The following is an 18406-nucleotide window of genomic DNA, read 5'->3' on the forward strand; positions in this document are numbered from 1 at the left end:
TTCTGCGGGTTGTTTCGTTCAAAGCTCAAACATCTGCAAGCAAATGTACGGCCCGCCGCGTACTGTGACGCTTCTAAAGATCGCTCCGGTTGGTGGACAGCAACGTCGTTTCGATTGCCTTTTCTAACTCTCTATTTCTGCGCCTGCGTCTTTCATCTTCGCTGACTTCTTGCAGCAGGCCTTCTGAGGCGATAACCTTACCATATGCTTGCCGCACTTGGCGGACATGCTGATCCTTTTCCGCAAGAATCAGAGCAAGCTTCATGTTTAAAGATGTTTTTGCCTTTCCCAGCCAAGCTTTCCAAATGACATCCGCACCAATAGATCGCATGCTTGGGTCACTGTTTGTGTTAGAAGCTCTAGCCTGCTCGTCCAACTGATGAAGATCTGCACGTATGGCGCTTTCTCTCTGCACCAGGCTTTGGAACAGTTGTTGCCTCGCCTTGTACTTCGCGTCGGCTAGAGCGTGTAGCTGGTGAAGATCTTCCCGCTTCATTAGACTCGTCCTTTCGCCCGACGGCGCATAGATTCAGCAAATCGAATTGCGGCTGCAACTGCTTGGTAGTGCTCAGGCGCGATTTGATCGCCAATTTCAGTAGTCGCATGCAGAGCGCGTGCAGTTGGTGGGTCACTGTGAATGGGAATACTGTTTTCTGCGGCTACTTCACGGATGTTGAGAGCCATTTCGTCGATACCTTTGGCGATACAAACTGGCGCTTGACCAGGCTTTCTTTCCCATTTTAGCGCAACAGCATAGTGGGTTGGGTTTACGATGATCACATCGGCTTTGGGTACTTCGGCCATCATCTGTGCACCAGCAATCGTCTGTGCGCGCTGGCGGCGCTCTTGTTTCATATGAGGGTCGCCTTCATTGTTCTTGGTCTCGTCCATGATTTCCTTCCGAGACATCATGTTTTTTCGCAGATGTTCGAAGTGCTGCCAGATGGCATCGATGACACCGATGACGCTTGAAACAACTACGACCACAAAAAGAAACGACAGGCATATTTCGGCAAGCAAAGCTACAACGATACGTGGATTGGTCTGCAGTACAGAAACCATTTCGTCTAAACGGGCGTTGATGAATAGAGCTAGGCAGGCTGAGTAGATCAACAGCTTTGCAAAGCTGACAGTAAACTGAAAAAGCCCGCGTCTGCCGAACTTGTTTTTGGCATTGGAGACAAGGGATATATTCGAAAGCTTGGGCGCGATCTTCACTGGTGCAAAGACAATCCCTTTTGTTGCAAAAAGACAGAGCAGGACGGCCAAGGCCGGCAGGCCGAATATAGGAGACATTGACCAAAGGATACTGCGCAGAATCCCTTCGGTCGGCGCTGCTGATGCTCCAGAAAAAAACAGCGTTGCGAGCTGTGCTGGTTGATCAATCAATACCATCATTGCGGTGCCGAGATGATTTAGACCACTGGCACCCGCAGAGACGAAAGCCAACAAAAGGCCCGCATAAGCGCAAGCGGTCAAAATTTCGGTGGATCTGGCGATTTCACCTTTTTTACGCGCGTCCAACAGCTTCTGCGGAGTCGCATCATATGTCTTATCGCCCTGATCGGTTTGATCGCTCATGGTACGGCAGCAAAAGGATTGGCCAGAAACCTGTCCATGGCCTGCACCCAAACCGAAAGGATCAAGGGAGATGACACCAGCAGCAGGAACAACCCGCCAGCGGTAATTACCGGTGCGCCGACGAAGGCAACCATCAGTTGTGGCATAGCCTTGTTGATTGCCCCCAAAGCGGCATTGTAGAGGACGGAAAGGATGATGAACGGAGCTGCCAAAGTGAAGGCCAAAGTGAATGCACGGGCAACCTGTGCAACACCCCATTCAGACAAAACGGATCCCGCTGTAAACTGTCCCATCGGCATGAAGTCATAAGACAGGATAACGAGTTCCGCTGCCTTGACGTGGAGACCGGTCATTACCGCAAGCGCCAGTCCTCCAATGATCAAGACATAGCCCATTGCGGGCATCGGATCGACACCGGCTCCGCCAAAAACTTGCGATAGCGACGTCGCGTGTGCTGCAATGGTTCCGGCAGTTTGAAGAGCCAGAATGAATAGCCGGATTCCAATACCAAGTGCCAAACCGGCAGCGATTTCGGTCAAGATAATGAGAGTAGTATCCCCGAAGTTCACTGGTATTGGAATTGCAGCAACGGCTGGTGCCACGATGAGCGTAAACGCGAGTGCTAAAACCAGTTTGATGCGTGCGGGCACTGTTTGTTCACCGAAGGCTGGCAGCATTGATGTGATTGCGGCAACGCGCAAAAACACAGCAACACCATGCCAAAGAGATTCACTCAATAGGGGCAAAAGCTGTGCCAGCCCGATCATGCCGCAACGACACCCACAAGCGATGGACGTGCGTCCAGGCCAATTTCCTCAAATGACAGAACCGGGTTGCTGATCCCCTTTGCACGCATCACCGTGCGCAAAAAGCGACGCCGTCGCGTATTGGTAACGACAGCTGCATTAATACCATTTTGGCTTGCCGCCTGCAGTTTTTCCGACATGTTTTCTGCAAGTTGATTGAAGATTTCTGGAGGAAGGGCAATATCGAGACCTCGATCCGCTTCGACTTGATACGTGTTGAATGTATCTTCCCATTCCGGAGCGAGTTGCACGAGCGGCAGTGTGCCATCTTCGCGTTTCATTTCCGCTACAAGCTGGAAACCCAGACGTTGGCGGACGTGTTCACAGATCGCTTCAGGCTGTGCATTTTGAGCGCGCGCCTCTGCTGTTGCTTCGAGAATAAGTGGAAGATTTCTGATCGAGACCTGTTCATCGAGCAGAAGGCGCAGTACTGCATGCAGCACATCGATCGGAACCTTGTCGGGAATCATTTCATCAAGAAGCTTACGGTTTGCGTCGGCCCGGGTCGGATCAGACACATTAGTCATCTCTTGCAGGAGGCGTCTCAATGCTTTCAGGGACAAAAGCCGGCTGAAGTTCTGTTTTACAGTTTCAAGAAGATGAGTTGCAAGAATCTCAGCTGGTGTCACTAATGTCAGACCATCCAATGCAGCCTGCTCTTGATCTCTTGTGCTAATCCACCTTGCGGGAGCACCATATACAGGTTCGGTTGTATCGTTACCTCCGGGCAACGAAGAGGCTCCCTCCGGGACTAGTGCAAGTATCTGATCTGGATTCAATTCCGCCCGAGCCTGCTCGACGCCCTGAATTCTGATCACATATGTCCCCACTGGCAGCGTCGCGTTATCCGTCAATCGAATTTCTGGAAGGATAAGACCATAAACAGATGCAACATGAGTTCGCATATTGGAAATTCGTGCGTCCAAACCTGTCCCTGGATCGAGCACCATGTTGACTAAATCAGGCGCGAACTCTACGTGGACGTCATCAAGTTCGAGGATGTCACCAAGTGGTTTTTCCTTCGGCAGTTCCGCTTCTACTGCCGCCAGATCAGTCGAAGCTGATTTGGCTTTTCTCTTGCGATTGAGCCAGTAGGCGACAGCTCCCAATATCGCCCCTCCAAAAATAAAGGGTGCAAAAGGTAATCCCGGGAACAACGCGAACAGGACCATAAGACCAGAGACGGTTGCTAGCGCCGCAGGGTGTTTCCCCAATTGACTGAAGACCGCCAAATCTGTGGCACCTTGCGCGCCACCCCGTGCCAACAACAGGGCCGAAGCGATTGAAATGACAACAGCCGGGATTTGAGATACGAGACCATCACCGACCGTAAGGATTGCGTATGTTTCAAAGGCTTGGCCAAGTGGCATGCCATGAACCGCTATACCCATGATAAGGCCGGCAACAAGGTTTAGTAGCGTAATCAAAAGCCCGGCGACGGCATCACCCTTTACAAATTTGGATGCGCCGTCCAGGGATCCAAAAAAGGTCGTTTCCTGTTGTTCTCTCTCTCTTCTCTCTCTTGCCTCCGCGTGCGTAATAGCACCCGCCGACATATCGCTGTCGATAGCAAGTTGTTTACCAGGCATACCGTCCAGTGCGAAGCGTGCACCGACCTCAGCCATTCTGGTTGCACCTTTGGTGATCACCATGAAGTTTACGATCAGCAGAACGCAAAAGACGACGAGGCCAAGGAATACACTACCGCCCATTACAAATTGTGCAAATCCTTCAATTACGTCACCAGCGGCGTCTGTACCTGTATGCCCCTCACCGATAATCAGTTTTGTTGACGAAACATTGAGTGAAAGTCGCAGCATGAGTGATGCGAGAAGGATTGTTGGGAACGCCGAAAAATCCAATGGTCGTTCGATAAATAGGGTCACCGTAAAAATCAGAATTGCCAATGCAAAAGAGGCGGCCAGACCTACGTCTAGCACCCAGGCAGGCATCGGCAGGATCATCATAACAATCACGGCCATTAGGGCTACGGCAAGCATGATTGTTGGATTGAATAGAGCTTTGGTCGTTAGATTTTGCAAGTTTATATCTCCCCGGTGCGTCTTATCAGAGCGGCCCGCGAAGTTGCATCGCTTAGCGGCACCAATGATCCGAGACTGGGTTGTGAATTTGAATGCTGTAGCAGGGGAAATTGATTTTCCTCTGAAGATGCTCTTGCCGATGTGTTGATATCATTGTTCGACATATCGGCGTGTATTTTGGAGAACCGTCTCCTGTATCGTTTTGCGTGTTCCTGAGTCCGGGAATGATATGCTCCAACAGCACGTATCCAATCGCCTTTCTCCACATGTAGCTCGCTCAAAAACCTTGCTGCGTATCTTGCATTTTCTTGAGGATCAAACATCTCCCTCACCGATGCAAAAGCATGCCCGTGCCAGCGATAGTTCAATTGAAAGCAACCAATATCAATATTTGTCAGGCCGTTCTTGATGCGGCTCTGCGCTTGGACTATTGCAGAGTCCTTGGTTTCAAACCAGAAACCCTGGCCAGCTACGTTCAATGCCCACGGCCAAGGTTCGAGGGCGCCACTTCTCGAGCGTCCAGTCTCTGTTCTGGTCACAGCTTTCAAAATGGAAAGAGGGATGTCGTACTCTTGGGAAGCAACCGCTGCCGCATGATCACAGATTTCAGAGGTTCTTGCATAAACCGCTTCCCCTGTATTTAAAGAAATAGTCAGCACAGCGAGAATGGTTTTCTTGAACCAAGCTGACGTACGGTTGGTCGGCATTCTACACCCCTATTTGACCGCATACTGCAGTACCAAGAGCGTAGCGTTTCGAGGTTTATTTTAGGTAACTAAGCTGGTATATTTCGCAAATAGTAAAAAATACAGCTACGGAGAGACGGGGAACTGTTCCAGCATTGCTTCTAAGGTTTCTCGTGCTGTCGTACTTTGTTCAACAGCAGCGTTGGACGATGCTATCATCCCGTCTTCTGTTTCGATGTATTCAACTGGCTGCTTTGCTAGCGAACTTACAGCGCTCAATAGTGGAGTATCCTGTGGCATCAAGTCAGCCCAGTTGTTAGCGAGCCATGCCGATCGTAGAGCTTCATCTGGTGTGTTGGTTGCTTGAAATAACTCTAGCGCAGATTGATTTTCCCCCAATGCAAGCAGCGCTTTAGCACGAAGCTTATCTACTTGTTCACCATCAATGTCTTCAAGAATACGCACGGCCAACTCGGGAGACCCCAACATAAGCAACACTTCCGCATGAACTAATTTAGCTTCTCTTGATGGATTGTCTTCCTTAATCTCCGATAAAATTCTGTTTGCTTCCCCTGCAAAACCCAATGCAAGCAGTCTCTTAGCGGTTTTTTGTATTGAGCGAGGCATCATAGCCTCTGGGGAAGCAGGGAATTTTGTGTAAAAACTTTCGAGAAACGTAATGTCGTCTGCGCTTTCAGATAGAGCTGTGAACGTATGAGATAGTAGCTCCGCGATCAGAGCGTCATCTGATACGATGATTGGGTCGGTCATCGCTTCAAATGCTTTGGAAAACTGCATTGAGTATGAAGAGGCGATGATATGGGCGCGTATAAGGCTCTGAGCAATTGGATCATTTCGCCGTTCAAAAGCATAAGTTTCAATTAACAGTGCGATGTCTGCGGGTATATCTTCCCCTTTCGCCAATCGATTGTCGACAAAAGCGATCAAGGCTTCTGGAGTTTCTATAGCGTTTCCCTCGATTACATCTTTGAGTAACTCCTCCGCCTTTTCAGAGTTCCCTGCTTTTCTTGCAATCTTTGCTTTTGCGATACCTGCATCAGGCTGTGGAGTGTCGCCCCTCAGCTCGATGTTCCTCAAAGCGATTGATGCCGATTCCAAATCACCCTGTTCAGAAAATCTGGAGCTTAGCGCTGGCGCTAAGAACTCCTTTAGATGATACGGTAGCTTGGCAAGTGCTCGGAGTGCGGCCTTTGCATTGACAACTTCGCCGTTCGGAAGCTCCTTGGCTGCCAAAATACCCCAAAGTGCAAGATCTGAATCACAGTCTGAAAACTGATGAATAAAACGTGGATTTCGTGCGAATCCATAGTCCATAATATCCGCCAAATCCATCAGCTCTGGATTTGCAGCCACCACTTCATCGGAAAGCCGCAGTACTTGCTTTGCTTCTGCACCAAAGCCAAAATACAAGTAAACGCGAGCTAGTTTTTTTACCCTATCCGGATCCAATCGATCAATTTCAGTATAGAGTGTGTCTCTTTGTGTAGCCACTTGAATTCCGAACGGTTTATCACTTCCCCAACTAGAAAGATCCACACCACTTGGATTAGGACAAACCTCGCCTGACGTCATTAGGTTATTTATTGCTTCGGATACTGGAATATCTCTGGCGCTTGTGATCCGCATGTTACCAGTGCTAGGAATCGCTGTAGCTACCTCTTGTTCTGAAGAGTCGAATATCTCTTGATCTTGTGGGCTGGGTGACTGTTGCTCAAATACTTGTAAATCTGGTATTGCCGGCTCGAGAATACCGCGCGATGTGGCATCTCCAATACCACGTATTAGCTGTTGCCTCGTTTGATCAATCAAAGCTGTTTGTAAATCTGAACTACTCGTATAAGTAGTAGGCGCATCCGGTGCAATTATTCTCTGATCATTATCTTCAGGCGCATCAAATTCAGACCAGAGTAGATCTCCGAAGTTGAATTTAGATGCAGGCTGGACCGAAATAAATTGCGGGGCCTGGCGAGCTTCGAGAGGTGGCAGAGCCGGCCCATCCAGAATATCCACAACTAGAAATTCGTTTCGCTCTACAAATGTATTGAGTTCGCATTCGCATGAAAGCTCCAACTCTAACCGCGACGGGTAGTCACGTACACCTGTCAACAAGTTACGTGGGATGACATCGAATACTCGACTGGTGTCAAAGCCTGCTTGATGATCAGAGACAGTGATGGTTTTTAAGCCGCGTGATTCAGTAACTTGCCATTGAACACCCTCGGGTAGCCGCATTACCAATCGGGTGAAACCACTGTGATCGCCCGAACGGACAACAATTGGATTGGCAGATGCCATGGTTGCAAAAGCTATCAAGAGCAAGCTCGTCAACCCAGCTAGTCTGATCATGCGGCACCCTGTTTGACCGATTTGAGCGCTTCTTCAAGCTCCGAGAAACTTGGACGGCAGTGGGATGGCGTGTTCTGGCGACCAACTTCTATGCAGATATTGGTTGCGTGCGCGTGGAGATTTGCGACGAGAACTTCTCTGATTAACTGATAGAAGTGACTATCTTCTTCTGTCACAGTCTTTACTTTTGCGGCAAAGGGCCCAACAAATCCGTAGGCGAGAAAGACACCCAGAAATGTTCCAACCAACGCGCCACCGATGAGTTTGCCGAGCACCTCTGGCGGTTGGTCGATGGAACCCATGGTTTTGATGATACCCAGAACAGCCGCAACAATCCCCAAGGCCGGTAAGCCATCAGCAACCGTTTGCAAGGCATGACTGGAATGAAGAGCATGATGCATATTTGCTTCCATGCGTTTTTCGAGCACTTCTTCGACTTGGTGTGGGTCATCGTAGTTCATCGAGGCCGATCTCATAGTATCGCAGATCAAGGCAATAGCTTCCCGGTCTTTCAGAACTTTCGGATACTTCGAAAAAATCGAGGATTCATCTGGCGCTTCGATATGCTCTTCAATAGCGACAGGGTTCTGTCGGGCTAACCGAATAAGCTCGAATAGGAGGCACAGAAGATCCTTGTAATCTTCGTGTGCCCATTTTGGGCCTTTGAAAACACGGCCCATGTCCCGGGCCGTTTGCTTGATGGCGGACATGTCATTACTGATGAGAAAAGCGCCAAGCGCGGCTCCGCCGATCATTGTCATCTCAAAAGGGAGCGCTTTGAAAATGATACCCATCTTGCCGCCGGCGGCAAGATAGCCACCGAACACCATGACAAAAATAACTACAATGCCGATGATTCCGATCATTTCGATCCCCAATACTTATCGAGCGCCAGTGTCGCAAAAGGAAGTTAAGAAAGCCTCTGCGTGATCAGCCTTTTGGCACGTCAGCGTTCCGGCCGGCGAGAATGACACTGATTGAATAAGCCACTTGGGGAGAGAGCCCTGCCATTATGCCTGCCGCTGAGTTCGGACGCATACGTCCGAGAAATCCTGCGGCAAAGGCTGGCTCCATTTCCTCGAACAATGCAGCGGCATCCTTTGGCTTCATATTCTCGTAGACTGACGTGAGGCGCGCCAGATCATCTTCTGCCGCCGTATTCGCCAGGGCTAACAATTCCCTCAGTGAGTCTTCGGCCTGTTGCAGATTGCTCAGTCGACGTTCGATTTGCTCGTCGGCCACGGACAAAGCTTTCATGCGCATATCTATCTGATTTTCACGCTCAGCCAGGCGCGTTTCGCGCTCTTGAAACGCTCGAAGCATTTTCGACATCTGCTCCCTATCTTCCTGGGAAGAAATCTCTTTTTTCTGAGCTGTTGCCTCCGGCTCCTTGATGGCGGCCAGAGGATTTTCGGTCGCAACAGCTTGTCCCGCCTCTGTCCCGACGCGTAGTACGGCTGATCCCAGCAACAATCCTGCGATCAATAGGACGGAGCCACGCCCGTTTCGTCCTGTCAAAAAACTCACCGATCTCATTGATGTGTCTCCGCTGTTCGATGGCGTACGAACATTGGCTCGCTCACCGATTGCGTTGCAGCTGGCGTTGGCTGTGGCGCAGGAGCGGGGGCGGGGGGAGCATCCGGTACATCATGCAGCGACGCCATTTGAAGCTCCAGTTTGCGCGACATGTTCTCCGCACGTTGTGTCAAGTCCGTGAGCGTCTGTGCAGAAGTCGCAGCCGTCGATTGTGCGGCCGACAAGGTTTTTGTGAGATCATCGACCTGCGCAGATAAAACTGCAACGGCGCCGCCCACGCCTTTCTCAAGATCATTGAATCTATTCAAGCGACGCCCAAGCACCAAACAATATAGTCCGGCACCGAGCGCTCCAGCCGCAAGTAAAATATCCGCAATCATTTCCATGTCACCCTCCTTAATTCAGTACAAATTCCATGATGAGAAGATCATTGACGCGCCCCGGCCCCGCGACTACTTGAACCCGTCTCAGCATTTGTGCGCGCAAACGCGTCAATGCAGATGGATCCTGGATATCGCTGACCTCGATCGCGCGCAGATAGCTGTTCAATACGTCGATAACGCGTGGCAGAACGCCCTCGACTTCCGATGTGTAGTCATATGCCACTTCCAGCTCCGCCCGGAATTTTAGGTGCTTTTGCGCGCTGTTTGGTGGAAGCGATACGGTGATCGGTTCAATGGGCACAAATGCAACGGCTGGCGCCTCATCCATCTTGGGTTTTTCAACCTCTGCTTCGACCGATTCGCCATTCAAAATCAAACCGCTCCAAGTCGCGTAGAAGCCACCACCACCGCCGGCCAAAAGGAAAACAAGCCCAAGAATTAAAGGCATTTTCGATGATTTTGCCTCAATCTCAGTTTCAACAGGTTCTTCGTCGGCCATGATAATCCCATATTCGGTTACGAAAATGGTTATAGACGCGATTGCACTAACCGATTGTTAAGCCAGATCGTTCATTGCTGTTGTCATCGCTGAACAGAACGTTCGGCTTGACGGAGGCGATTGTGCAGCAACTACTAAATGCGTGGACGGGGTTGGATTTACGCCGTCAGATCATCGTGATTGTCGCAACTGGGGCCATGTTTTTCGCGATTATCGCGATGTCCAGAATGGCATCAGCCCCAACAATGACGTTGCTATATGCGGGCTTGGAAAACGGTGCCGCTGGTGACGTCGTGCGCGCGCTGGAGCAGCGCGGCGCGGCCTTCGAAGTCCGCGGAGGATCAATTTTTGTCTCCTCGAAAGACCGGGATCAGCTGCGCATGACGTTAGCGAGCGAAGGATTACCAGCAAATTCCAGCCGTGGTTATGAGCTTCTGGACACTCTATCCGGCTTTGGTACCACATCGCAGATGTTCGATGCGGCGTACTGGCGTGCAAAAGAAGGCGAACTCGCACGTACGATTGTTTCCAGCCCTCATATTGCGTTGGCGCGGGTTCATATTGCGAGCACAGGATCAAACCCGTTTCAGCGGGGAGTCACACCAAAAGCATCTGTTTCAGTCACGCCAAACGGAGCAGCAATAACGCCGCAACAGGCCAAGGCGGTACGGTTTCTTGTGTCGTCGGCGGTTGCTGGTCTTGCCTCGGAAGACGTTGCGGTCATTGATGCGAATGGCTCTTTGATTGGCATAACTGATGAGGTTACGCCCGCTGGTGCGGACGACAAAGCCCAGCTTTTGCGTGATAGAGTTCAGCGATTGCTGGAAGCACGCGTGGGATTCGGGAACGCGGTTGTCGAAGTGAGCGTTGATACCGTCACCGAAAGCGAAGCCATTCGTGAACGAATTTTCGATCCAGAAAGCCGCGTTGCAATCAGTACGGACACCGAAGAGCGTAGTAATACATCGAACGAAGCCGGTGGTGGTAATGTAACCGTTGCATCGAATCTGCCGGATGAAGAAGGTGGAAATGGCGAAAACTCATCTTCACAAAACAGCGAATCCCGAGAGCGCGTTAACTACGAGGTATCTGAAACCGAGCGAGAAATCGTTCGAGCACCGGGCGCGATAAAACGCCTTACGGTCGCTGTTCTCGTCAATGAAGCAGCGATTGTGGCTGAGGATGGGGCTCAGACCTTTGCGCCAAGAGAAGAAGAAGAGTTGGATGCTCTCAGAGACTTGGTCGCCTCGGCGGTCGGCTTTGACGAGACCCGCGGCGACATTATCACCATCAAGTCAATGGCACTGCAAAGCGTGGCACCACAAGGAACCGCTGTAGGCACGTCTCTGATGGATGGTTTCAATGTTGATTTGATGTCCGCAATCCAAATGGCCGTTCTTGCATTGGTCACACTCATTCTGGGGTTATTCGTTGTACGACCACTGCTTAGCAAACCCGCGCTCCCATTGGAGCAGGACGTGCCGGCGCTGCCTCCAGGCGAGAATCAGAGTGCCGACGAGCCCGGTTTGACAGGAGAGCTCGCATCTGACGATTTCGAGCTGCCTGAGTTGCCGATCATCTCGGGCTTTGACGGGGGTCAGTCAGGTGAACTTCCGGATCTCCAGTTGGGCGGAAATATGTCTGAAGATCCTGTTGACCGGCTCAGAGCCATGATTGGTGAAAGACAAGAGGAAACAGTCGAGATTCTAAGGAGTTGGCTTGAAGATAAAGAGGAGAGTGCCTGATGTCTCTGTCACATAGGTACCGCAACTTCGGCGGCCCGAAAGTAAGCGATGAACCGCAAGAAGGTGCACGCGCCGAGCTTACTGAAGATCAACAATTGCAGTCTTTTGAAAAAGGATACCAGGCTGGATGGGATGACGCTGTTAAGGCGCAGGCGGATTCGGTGGCAAAAATTAGTGCTGAGTTCGGTCAAAACCTGCAAGATATGTCATTTACTTATCATGAAGCTCTTTCCAAGCTCACTGTGTCGATGGAGCCGGTATTGACTGAAATCGTGGACAAGCTCTTGCCAGGTGTGATGCATGAGGCACTGGGAGCGCACATAGTGACACAATTGACCGAGATGATCAGTGAGCAACCAAATCAGCCTATCGAAATTGTGGTTGCGCCTTCCCAGGTAGAAAGGATCCAAGAGCTTGCTGAGGGCAAGCTTAGTGATCCGTTCGAGATTGTCACTGAGCAATCACTTGGCGACGGGCAAGCATATGTCTGTATTGGATCTGTTGAGCACAGTATCGATCTAGACTCTGTACTCGCGGGCGTGAGCGAAGCCATGGCTGCGTTTTTCCATGAAGCTGAGCAGGAGAAAGAAAATGGATGAAGCCCCCGCAGCGCGTGGCGCAACTAGTGAGGCAACTAATCCCTTTACGTCAGTTCCGATTGAAGTGACGGTGTGTGTCGGCAAAGCGCGTCCATTAATTCGGGAGTTAGTGGCACTTGGAGAGAATGCGGTGCTGCCGCTGGACAAATCCGTGGACGATCCCGTTGAACTGTACGTCGGTGATCGGCTAATCGCGCGCGGCATGCTGGAAGAGAAAGAAGGAGATCAGAATGGGCAGCTTGTTGTAAGGCTGACCGAAGTTGTTGACTTGCAGTCAGGTCGCTAGTTCTTTATGCGCCAATGTCTCATTCTGCTTCCATCACTCTTTTTCATCGTTCTGCTGCCAGAACAGGTGAGCGCACAGGATTTGTCGATTTCATTGGGCGATGAAGGCTCAATCAGCGCACGTACCATTCAGCTTTTTGCCCTTATTACAGTTCTGAGTTTGGCGCCAGGCATTGCAATAATGGTTACTTGCTTCCCTTTTCTAGTGACCGTTCTGTCCATCTTGCGACAAGCCATCGGATTGCAGCAATCTCCACCCAACATGTTGATAGTAAGTTTAGCCCTCTTTTTGACTTACTTCATAATGGAGCCTGTTTTCACACAGGCCTGGACAAATGGAATTGCTCCGCTGAGCGAAGAGCTGATTGACATCGAAACAGCGTTTGTGCGTACGCTTGAACCATTTCGGATATTTATGGCTGGTCGTTTGGACCCTGATACGTTTTTCGCAATGGCGGAGCTGAGACCAGATACAATAGATGCAACTCCAACTCCAGAAGCGCCGTTATCGGTATTGGTTCCGAGTTTTTTACTGTCGGAAATCTCACGTGCATTCCAAATTGGATTTCTGATTTTTCTTCCATTTTTAATAATCGATCTCGTTGTGGCGGCGGTACTGATGTCCATGGGTATGATGATGGTGCCGCCGGTTATCGTTTCCCTCCCTTTCAAATTGGCATTCTTCGTCATCGCGGACGGATGGAGCCTGATCGCTGGGAGCTTGGTTCGCAGCTATTTCTAAACATAGCGCTTTGCTATGCACTGTGTACATATCTCTTTGACGGTATTATTTTGAAACCAACTCGCGCAAACGTGTTTACGCAAAACTCAAGCTCTTTTTTAATCGCTCGATATCGATTTTTTATAGTAAGAATGAACGTAGTGCAGAATAACACAGGTATTGCCACAGCTATGGCATTACTTTTTTGTATTTAGAAGATAATAAGATGAGAAAAGGCTTGAGTGCTACCTATTTGGGATTGTTCGGCATGTGTCGAGATTGATCGACTTTCCATATTTACAGCCCGATTCACGTTGGTTGACCTTGCAGCATCCTTAGGAGTGAATTGACCAACTTTCGAACCCTTGATAGTATAATTTGGCGATTGTATATTTGACAAACCCATTTTGGAATCAATCGTAGGCGGTTGATTTCTCCATAGTTGAATATGGAGATTCAAGATAAATACCTTTTATATTTCCTTCACAATCGCGGCTAATCACTACAAAACAATGCTGGTAGTCGGCGCGAATGACGAAGACGATATTTACAAATTGGTCGACTTCGCAAAAAAGGCCTGATGCACTTGCACCGGAACCCCTAGGCGACGGGCAAACCACATTATTGCCCTTATACGATAGTTAGAAAATCGGCTCATAACACCTCCGTATAGTGGGGTAAATAAATACCTCATTTGCGCGTGACGTTGTTTTTCTTGACAGCCTGGCCAGCTTCTTGAACTGCTCTTCATCGTCGTCCGTCTCCAGCTGGCGGGCGGCTTTTTTGAAGCGGTCTAGTTGACTCTTGTCGGCTTCAGACATGTAATCTCCTTATGATTGAAAAGAAACTGAGATTTCCTCCGCTGCCCATTCAAAAGTGTGCTTTTTTTTGCGGATGAGAGTGACATTACCTCAGCTAGGTTCTCATTGGTAGGCGGCACGGCAACAGTCTCATCTAATCTGAGGCAAATCTACCAAAGGATATTCGAATTTCGGAAGCGGCATAACATGTTTGCGGAACTCAAGTGGAGCAAAGTATCAAATCAGAAAGTTGATGCTTATCGCGATCTGATAAATCTCTATTTTGAGATGGTCGATGGCGGCATAATCGCCTTCCACTGCGCCACGTTCGACAATTCGAAGTGGAAGCACCATCTATACAATGATGGCGACCGTGATCTAGGGCTCTCCAAGAACTACTATCAACTTGTTCTGCATCAGTTTATTGCAAGGTACTGTGAGCAAGCGTCCTGCTTCGTGTGTCTCGATAGAAGGCATAGCACCACTAAGATTCCTGACCTACAGAAAATTCTTACCATGGTGCGGGGAAAGACTACGGGCTCACTTTTGGTCCATTAACTGGAATGGAAGCGCGAGACTCTAAGACTGATGACATGCTCCAACTAAACGACGTGATTTTAGGCGCTACTTCATCTGCAAAAAACTCACGACACCTGGACCCGCAAACCCGCGCGTCAAAGGCTGAGCTGGCCAATCTCGTATTGGAAAACTCAAAACTGAAGGGCTTGGAAAAAGACTCCCCATCAGGGACTTCCGGCTTCACGGTCTGGAACAGAATTCCCAGGTAGAGCCCCATACACCTACAGCTTGTAACAGCATACGCTCAAGGCGCTCTCCTGACCTCATCAGGATATTCGATGCATGATCGCTCTGAGCAATTGCTACCGCATTTAGTGCCCTCATTCAACAAAAACTCATGATTTAGGCGTTTTTTTCGGTAGGCCCTTGATATGTAAGATGCTTGCCAACGACGCCGCGCAACGCGATCTGGCCGCGCTCCACATCGTCAACACCGTTCGCGATGCGATTGTTACACCGGAAATCAAATTCCACAGCATAGCGGTGCAAATGCTGCCTGCCGCAGTGCTGGTATACACCTTTCATGCCGCGCTTGAAGATGCTGTAGAAGCCTTCGACCGTGTTGGTTTGTATTTCGGAGTCCTGATAGTCCACATACTGGCCCGCGCTGTGATTGGTCCAGCCGTGGGCATCAAACATCTTGCCTGCGCCGATGTTCTGATACTGGCGTTGCCTTGTCTGTCATAACGTAGGCTTCACGGGCGATGTTCTCTTGCAGGATCGGGATTAGCGTAGACTTTTTAAGATCGTCTACAACGATGCTCTTTGCGCGCTTGGTGGTGCGATCCACCAGCGTTACCATCTTAATCTTGTGAGAGCCGCCACGGGCTTTCGGGTGCCTCACAACACCCGGCTCTTTGCCGATGAAAGTCTCGTCACTTCAACAATACCACCGTCGCCGCCAAAGCCAGCCGGCGCACCGTCACGCATACACTCGCGGATGCGGTGCGTCAGGAACCATGCGGACTTATACGTGATACCCAGAACGCGGTGCAGTTGGTGGCTGCTGATACCCTTCTTGCTGGATACCATCAGGTGAATGGCTTGCAGCCACAGGTGCAGCGGAATGTGACTTTCTTCGAAGATCGTGTCGATACGCACAGTGAATTGCTTACTGCACCCTGCGCACTTCTTGAGGCCGTGGCGCTCAATGCCTTCAGGGTTCTTCTTGGAGGGCTTGGAACGGGCGCCAGCCAAAACATAAATCTTGCCGAAGTTACCACAGTGCGGGCAGACCGGGGTTTCACCCCAGAGCATAGCCTCAACATATGCAAAGGCTGCGGCTTGGTCGTGCATGTATGGTTTAGAAAGAATAGACACTGTGACAAGCTCAACTTGTTGACTCCAATATAGGAATCTCATTTGGGTTCGCCGAATATACAATCTCCCATAATTTTCGGAAACTGGGAGCGGTATTCGTGTTAGTCTGCTATGCTGCCAGCGTAGACTACTTTTGGTTTTTCCAGAGTCCTAGTGGTCAGTGTGAGTGGTGAACCAGATCCTAGCGAGCTATCTATAACGGTCTGTATCCACCTACGAGTGGCTAGTTGTATTCGCAGTCTTATGATTCTTTACTGAATAAAGATATGGATTTTGAAACACGCTTCTAAATATGGATTGCAATCTCTTGTGCGCCAACACGAGTCGCCTCTGGGTGTCTCAGAGCGTCTTGTTATCGTACAATGAACTCCGCGTGCAGTGCGCCGGCAGCCTTAATACTCTTCAAGATGTCGATCATATCTCGTGGAGCGATTCCCAACGCATTTAAGCCTGCAATTACTTCCGATAGGGACGTTCCGCTCGGAATTTCTGCAAGGCCGATGCCTGGCTCTTCTTCAATTTCGGCGTTTGTTCTTGGAACGATCACCGTTTCACCTTCAGCAAATGGGTTCGGTTGGATTGCAATTGGCGCCTCTTCGATACGCAGTGTCAGATTCCCCTGCGAAACGGCAACACGCGAAATCCGCACGTCTTCACCCATGACGATTGTCCCTGACCGCTGATCAACTACCACACGTGCCTTGCGCTCAGGTTGCACTGAAATGTTTTCGACCCGACTCAATGCATGAGCGACCGAAGCCATTTGAGTTTGTGGAATATCAAGATTGACTGTGCCCGAGTCCAACATGAAGGCCACAGGTCTGCCGAAGTCTGAGTTAATTGCCTGTTCTATGCGTGCGGCGGTAGTGAAATCTGCGTCTCTCAGTGCGAGCCGAAGATTGGTGAGGGTTGAGAGATCAAACTCGATTTCCCTTTCCACCCGGGCGCCTGAGGGGATCACACCGGCTGTAGGAACGCCTTGTGTAACAGTGGCTCCATCGCCTTCGGCGACAGCGCCTCCAGCGATTATTGTCCCTTGTGCGACCGCGTAAATCTGACCATCGGCCGCATTCAGCGGGGTCATTATGAGTGTACCTCCGAGCAAGCTGTCTGCGTCCCCAATTGCGGATACTGTCACGTCGATTTGGCTTCCACCCCGCGCAAATGGAGGTAGTGCTGCGGTTACCAACACAGCTGCAACGTTCTGAGGTCGAAACTGTTCACCAGCCACGTTCACGCCAAGACGTTCCAGAATATTGGACATGATCTCCTCGGTGAAAGGCGCATTTCGCAAACCGTCACCAGTGCCATTCAGGCCAACGACCAAACCATATCCAACAAGGTCATTACCGCGCACACCGTCAAATTCAACCAAGTCCTTGATGCGAACCGGACCAGCATGTGCCGTCTGGTAAACGGCGATTAAAGCGATCAATACTGCAAATATAATTCTCATAGGAAATTCACCAAGGAAAGCTGTGAGCTGCGGACAGTGATCGAGTAGAGGCTTTGTAAATGAAACTGCACGCTTTCCAACTCGGTCGCCGTTTCAAACGGATCGGCGGCAAGTAAGGCGTTGCGTGCGAATTCCATACTCGTCTCTTCGGCTTGATTCCTTGCAGAAATCATCGCGATGCGCTCTTCTGTGAAGCCAATACGTGATCTCAGGCTGGTCAATTCATCCTGATTGGACTGTAAGCCAATGCCGGTCAGCCCGAACAACTCTGATTGCTCTGGAACGTCTAGAGCAAGTAAAGGATCATCAGCGAGGGCAGAGATCGTCGTGTGCATTAACACATTTTTGATTGCGTCTTCATTCGCGCGAACGTCAAGCGTCACGCGCTCGGTATCTGACAAAACGAAAGGGGCCAAAGCTGTGTTCGATCCTGAGTACGCGGTTGCATCGAATCCAGCCGGATCTGCAAACCAGGTCTCTGCAGCAGCAATGATGTCTTCTGGTGTGGTTTGCCCCGCAACGACCGCACGAACCTGTGCAATCAAGGCGTCAGCATCAGGCAGCGGCGTGCTGTCGGTAGCCGTTCCTGCAAATAGGCTTCGTCCTGCGATATCGCCATTCAGTGAGTTGATCATGCCCTGCAATTGTGTGCGCGCGTTTTCTGAGGGATTTCCAGAGGTAGCACCGATCGGACCTCCGCTCGCCAGAAGAAGATCTATTCCGAGGTCGCTGCCAGAGTCCTGAACCCGCTCAAGTGCGGACTGCATTGCGCCGGTGAAGTACGTGGCCTCCGTGTTTGCCACGGAGTAGCCGGCCAGCACTTCCAGTGATCTTTCCAAACCGGTCAAGTAGTTGTGATTGCCGGATAAAACCTGCCTGATATCTGCTACCTTCCCGCTGGACATTTCGTCTGTCAGGCGTGTTATCTCCTGCCGCAGTTCGACGCTGCGGCGCTGAAGCATGAAGGATTGCGCCAAATCACCCAATGAAGTCGATTTCAT

At 50.3% G+C, this 18406-nt stretch carries 17 protein-coding genes and 1 pseudogene; 4 read left to right on the forward strand and 14 right to left on the reverse strand.

The features are described from left to right. Positions 1-73: 73 nt before the first annotated feature. From Q1A52_RS05175 to fliL, 10 genes are all read right to left on the reverse strand, one after another. On the reverse strand, positions 74-496 hold the full coding sequence (locus tag Q1A52_RS05175; protein ID WP_300011729.1) for a hypothetical protein: 423 nt from the start codon (positions 494-496) through the stop codon (positions 74-76). Beyond that, positions 496-1581 (reverse strand): flagellar type III secretion system protein FlhB, encoded by a 1086-nt coding sequence (flhB, locus tag Q1A52_RS05180; protein ID WP_300011732.1) that lies wholly within the window; start codon positions 1579-1581, stop codon positions 496-498. The genes Q1A52_RS05175 and flhB overlap by 1 nt, the downstream gene beginning before the upstream one ends. Next, a complete protein-coding gene (locus Q1A52_RS05185) occupies positions 1578-2348 on the reverse strand; it encodes a flagellar biosynthetic protein FliR (RefSeq protein ID WP_300011735.1) in 771 nt (256 codons plus the stop codon). The genes flhB and Q1A52_RS05185 overlap by 4 nt, the downstream gene beginning before the upstream one ends. After that, positions 2345-4387 (reverse strand): flagellar biosynthesis protein FlhA, encoded by a 2043-nt coding sequence (gene flhA, locus Q1A52_RS05190; protein WP_300012188.1) that lies wholly within the window; start codon positions 4385-4387, stop codon positions 2345-2347. Before flhA ends, Q1A52_RS05185 begins: the two co-directional genes overlap by 4 nt. 44 nt (positions 4388-4431) lie before the next feature. Further along, a complete protein-coding gene (locus Q1A52_RS05195) occupies positions 4432-5136 on the reverse strand; it encodes a transglycosylase SLT domain-containing protein (protein ID WP_300011738.1) in 705 nt (234 codons plus the stop codon). Positions 5137-5241: 105 nt separating this feature from the next. Then, the gene (locus tag Q1A52_RS05200; RefSeq protein ID WP_300011741.1) at positions 5242-7482 is read right to left on the reverse strand and encodes a hypothetical protein; all 2241 of its coding nucleotides are present in this window, start codon (positions 7480-7482) and stop codon (positions 5242-5244) included. Next, complete coding sequence (gene motA / locus Q1A52_RS05205) at positions 7479-8348, reverse strand: flagellar motor stator protein MotA (protein WP_299779768.1); 870 nt, start codon at positions 8346-8348, stop codon at positions 7479-7481. The genes Q1A52_RS05200 and motA overlap by 4 nt, the downstream gene beginning before the upstream one ends. A gap of 64 nt (positions 8349-8412) precedes the next feature. Continuing rightward, positions 8413-9018 carry a hypothetical protein gene (locus Q1A52_RS05210; RefSeq protein WP_300011744.1) on the reverse strand — a complete coding sequence of 202 codons (606 nt, stop codon included), beginning with the start codon at positions 9016-9018 and terminating at the stop codon, positions 8413-8415. Then, complete coding sequence (locus Q1A52_RS05215; RefSeq protein ID WP_300011747.1) at positions 9015-9404, reverse strand: hypothetical protein; 390 nt, start codon at positions 9402-9404, stop codon at positions 9015-9017. The genes Q1A52_RS05210 and Q1A52_RS05215 overlap by 4 nt, the downstream gene beginning before the upstream one ends. Before the next feature lie 10 nt (positions 9405-9414). Next, on the reverse strand, positions 9415-9900 hold the full coding sequence (gene fliL, locus Q1A52_RS05220; RefSeq protein WP_300011750.1) for a flagellar basal body-associated FliL family protein: 486 nt from the start codon (positions 9898-9900) through the stop codon (positions 9415-9417). Positions 9901-10022: 122 nt separating this feature from the next. Here fliL and fliF point away from each other — a divergent pair, with 122 nt between their 5' ends. Genes fliF through fliP form a run of 4 tightly spaced genes read left to right on the forward strand, consistent with a single transcriptional unit; the run spans position 10023 to position 13271 of the window. Then, positions 10023-11645, forward strand: coding sequence for a flagellar basal-body MS-ring/collar protein FliF (gene fliF, locus Q1A52_RS05225; protein WP_300012191.1), 1623 nt, complete (start codon positions 10023-10025; stop codon positions 11643-11645). Then, on the forward strand, positions 11645-12244 hold the full coding sequence (locus Q1A52_RS05230) for an ABC transporter ATP-binding protein (protein WP_300011753.1): 600 nt from the start codon (positions 11645-11647) through the stop codon (positions 12242-12244). The genes fliF and Q1A52_RS05230 overlap by 1 nt, the downstream gene beginning before the upstream one ends. Beyond that, positions 12237-12530, forward strand: a complete 294-nt coding sequence (locus Q1A52_RS05235; RefSeq protein WP_300011756.1) for a FliM/FliN family flagellar motor C-terminal domain-containing protein — start codon at positions 12237-12239, stop codon at positions 12528-12530. Before Q1A52_RS05230 ends, Q1A52_RS05235 begins: the two co-directional genes overlap by 8 nt. 6 nt (positions 12531-12536) lie before the next feature. Further along, complete coding sequence (gene fliP, locus Q1A52_RS05240) at positions 12537-13271, forward strand: flagellar type III secretion system pore protein FliP (protein WP_300011759.1); 735 nt, start codon at positions 12537-12539, stop codon at positions 13269-13271. A 620-nt stretch (positions 13272-13891) separates the two neighbouring features. Here the strand turns inward: fliP and Q1A52_RS05245 are convergent. The 4 genes and pseudogenes from Q1A52_RS05245 to Q1A52_RS05260 form a co-directional block, all read right to left on the reverse strand. Next, complete coding sequence (locus tag Q1A52_RS05245) at positions 13892-14071, reverse strand: hypothetical protein (protein WP_300011762.1); 180 nt, start codon at positions 14069-14071, stop codon at positions 13892-13894. 900 nt (positions 14072-14971) lie between these two features. After that, positions 14972-15949, reverse strand: a pseudogene (locus Q1A52_RS05250) (IS1595 family transposase). Positions 15950-16301: 352 nt separating this feature from the next. Beyond that, a complete protein-coding gene (locus tag Q1A52_RS05255) occupies positions 16302-17405 on the reverse strand; it encodes a flagellar basal body P-ring protein FlgI (protein WP_300011765.1) in 1104 nt (367 codons plus the stop codon). Continuing rightward, positions 17402-18406, reverse strand: coding sequence for a flagellin (locus Q1A52_RS05260; protein WP_300011768.1), 1005 nt, complete (start codon positions 18404-18406; stop codon positions 17402-17404). Before Q1A52_RS05260 ends, Q1A52_RS05255 begins: the two co-directional genes overlap by 4 nt.

It is taken from the genome of uncultured Roseobacter sp. (assembly GCF_947488185.1).
Classification (GTDB): domain Bacteria; phylum Pseudomonadota; class Alphaproteobacteria; order Rhodobacterales; family Rhodobacteraceae; genus Roseobacter.

Coding starts and splice junctions, on each gene's coding strand:
- Q1A52_RS05175 (WP_300011729.1), bottom strand. CDS start 496: ATGAAGCGGGAAGATCTTCACCAGCTACACGCTCTAGCCGACGCGAAG.
- flhB (WP_300011732.1), bottom strand. CDS start 1,581: ATGAGCGATCAAACCGATCAGGGCGATAAGACATATGATGCGACTCCG.
- Q1A52_RS05185 (WP_300011735.1), bottom strand. CDS start 2,348: ATGATCGGGCTGGCACAGCTTTTGCCCCTATTGAGTGAATCTCTTTGG.
- flhA (WP_300012188.1), bottom strand. CDS start 4,387: ATGCTTGCCGTAGCCCTAATGGCCGTGATTGTTATGATGATCCTGCCG.
- Q1A52_RS05195 (WP_300011738.1), bottom strand. CDS start 5,136: ATGCCGACCAACCGTACGTCAGCTTGGTTCAAGAAAACCATTCTCGCT.
- Q1A52_RS05200 (WP_300011741.1), bottom strand. CDS start 7,482: ATGATCAGACTAGCTGGGTTGACGAGCTTGCTCTTGATAGCTTTTGCA.
- motA (WP_299779768.1), bottom strand. CDS start 8,348: ATGATCGGAATCATCGGCATTGTAGTTATTTTTGTCATGGTGTTCGGT.
- Q1A52_RS05210 (WP_300011744.1), bottom strand. CDS start 9,018: ATGAGATCGGTGAGTTTTTTGACAGGACGAAACGGGCGTGGCTCCGTC.
- Q1A52_RS05215 (WP_300011747.1), bottom strand. CDS start 9,404: ATGGAAATGATTGCGGATATTTTACTTGCGGCTGGAGCGCTCGGTGCC.
- fliL (WP_300011750.1), bottom strand. CDS start 9,900: ATGGCCGACGAAGAACCTGTTGAAACTGAGATTGAGGCAAAATCATCG.
- Q1A52_RS05230 (WP_300011753.1), top strand. CDS start 11,645: ATGTCTCTGTCACATAGGTACCGCAACTTCGGCGGCCCGAAAGTAAGC.
- Q1A52_RS05235 (WP_300011756.1), top strand. CDS start 12,237: ATGGATGAAGCCCCCGCAGCGCGTGGCGCAACTAGTGAGGCAACTAAT.
- fliP (WP_300011759.1), top strand. CDS start 12,537: ATGCGCCAATGTCTCATTCTGCTTCCATCACTCTTTTTCATCGTTCTG.
- Q1A52_RS05245 (WP_300011762.1), bottom strand. CDS start 14,071: ATGTCTGAAGCCGACAAGAGTCAACTAGACCGCTTCAAAAAAGCCGCC.
- Q1A52_RS05255 (WP_300011765.1), bottom strand. CDS start 17,405: ATGAGAATTATATTTGCAGTATTGATCGCTTTAATCGCCGTTTACCAG.
- Q1A52_RS05260 (WP_300011768.1), bottom strand. CDS start 18,406: ATGAAATCGACTTCATTGGGTGATTTGGCGCAATCCTTCATGCTTCAG.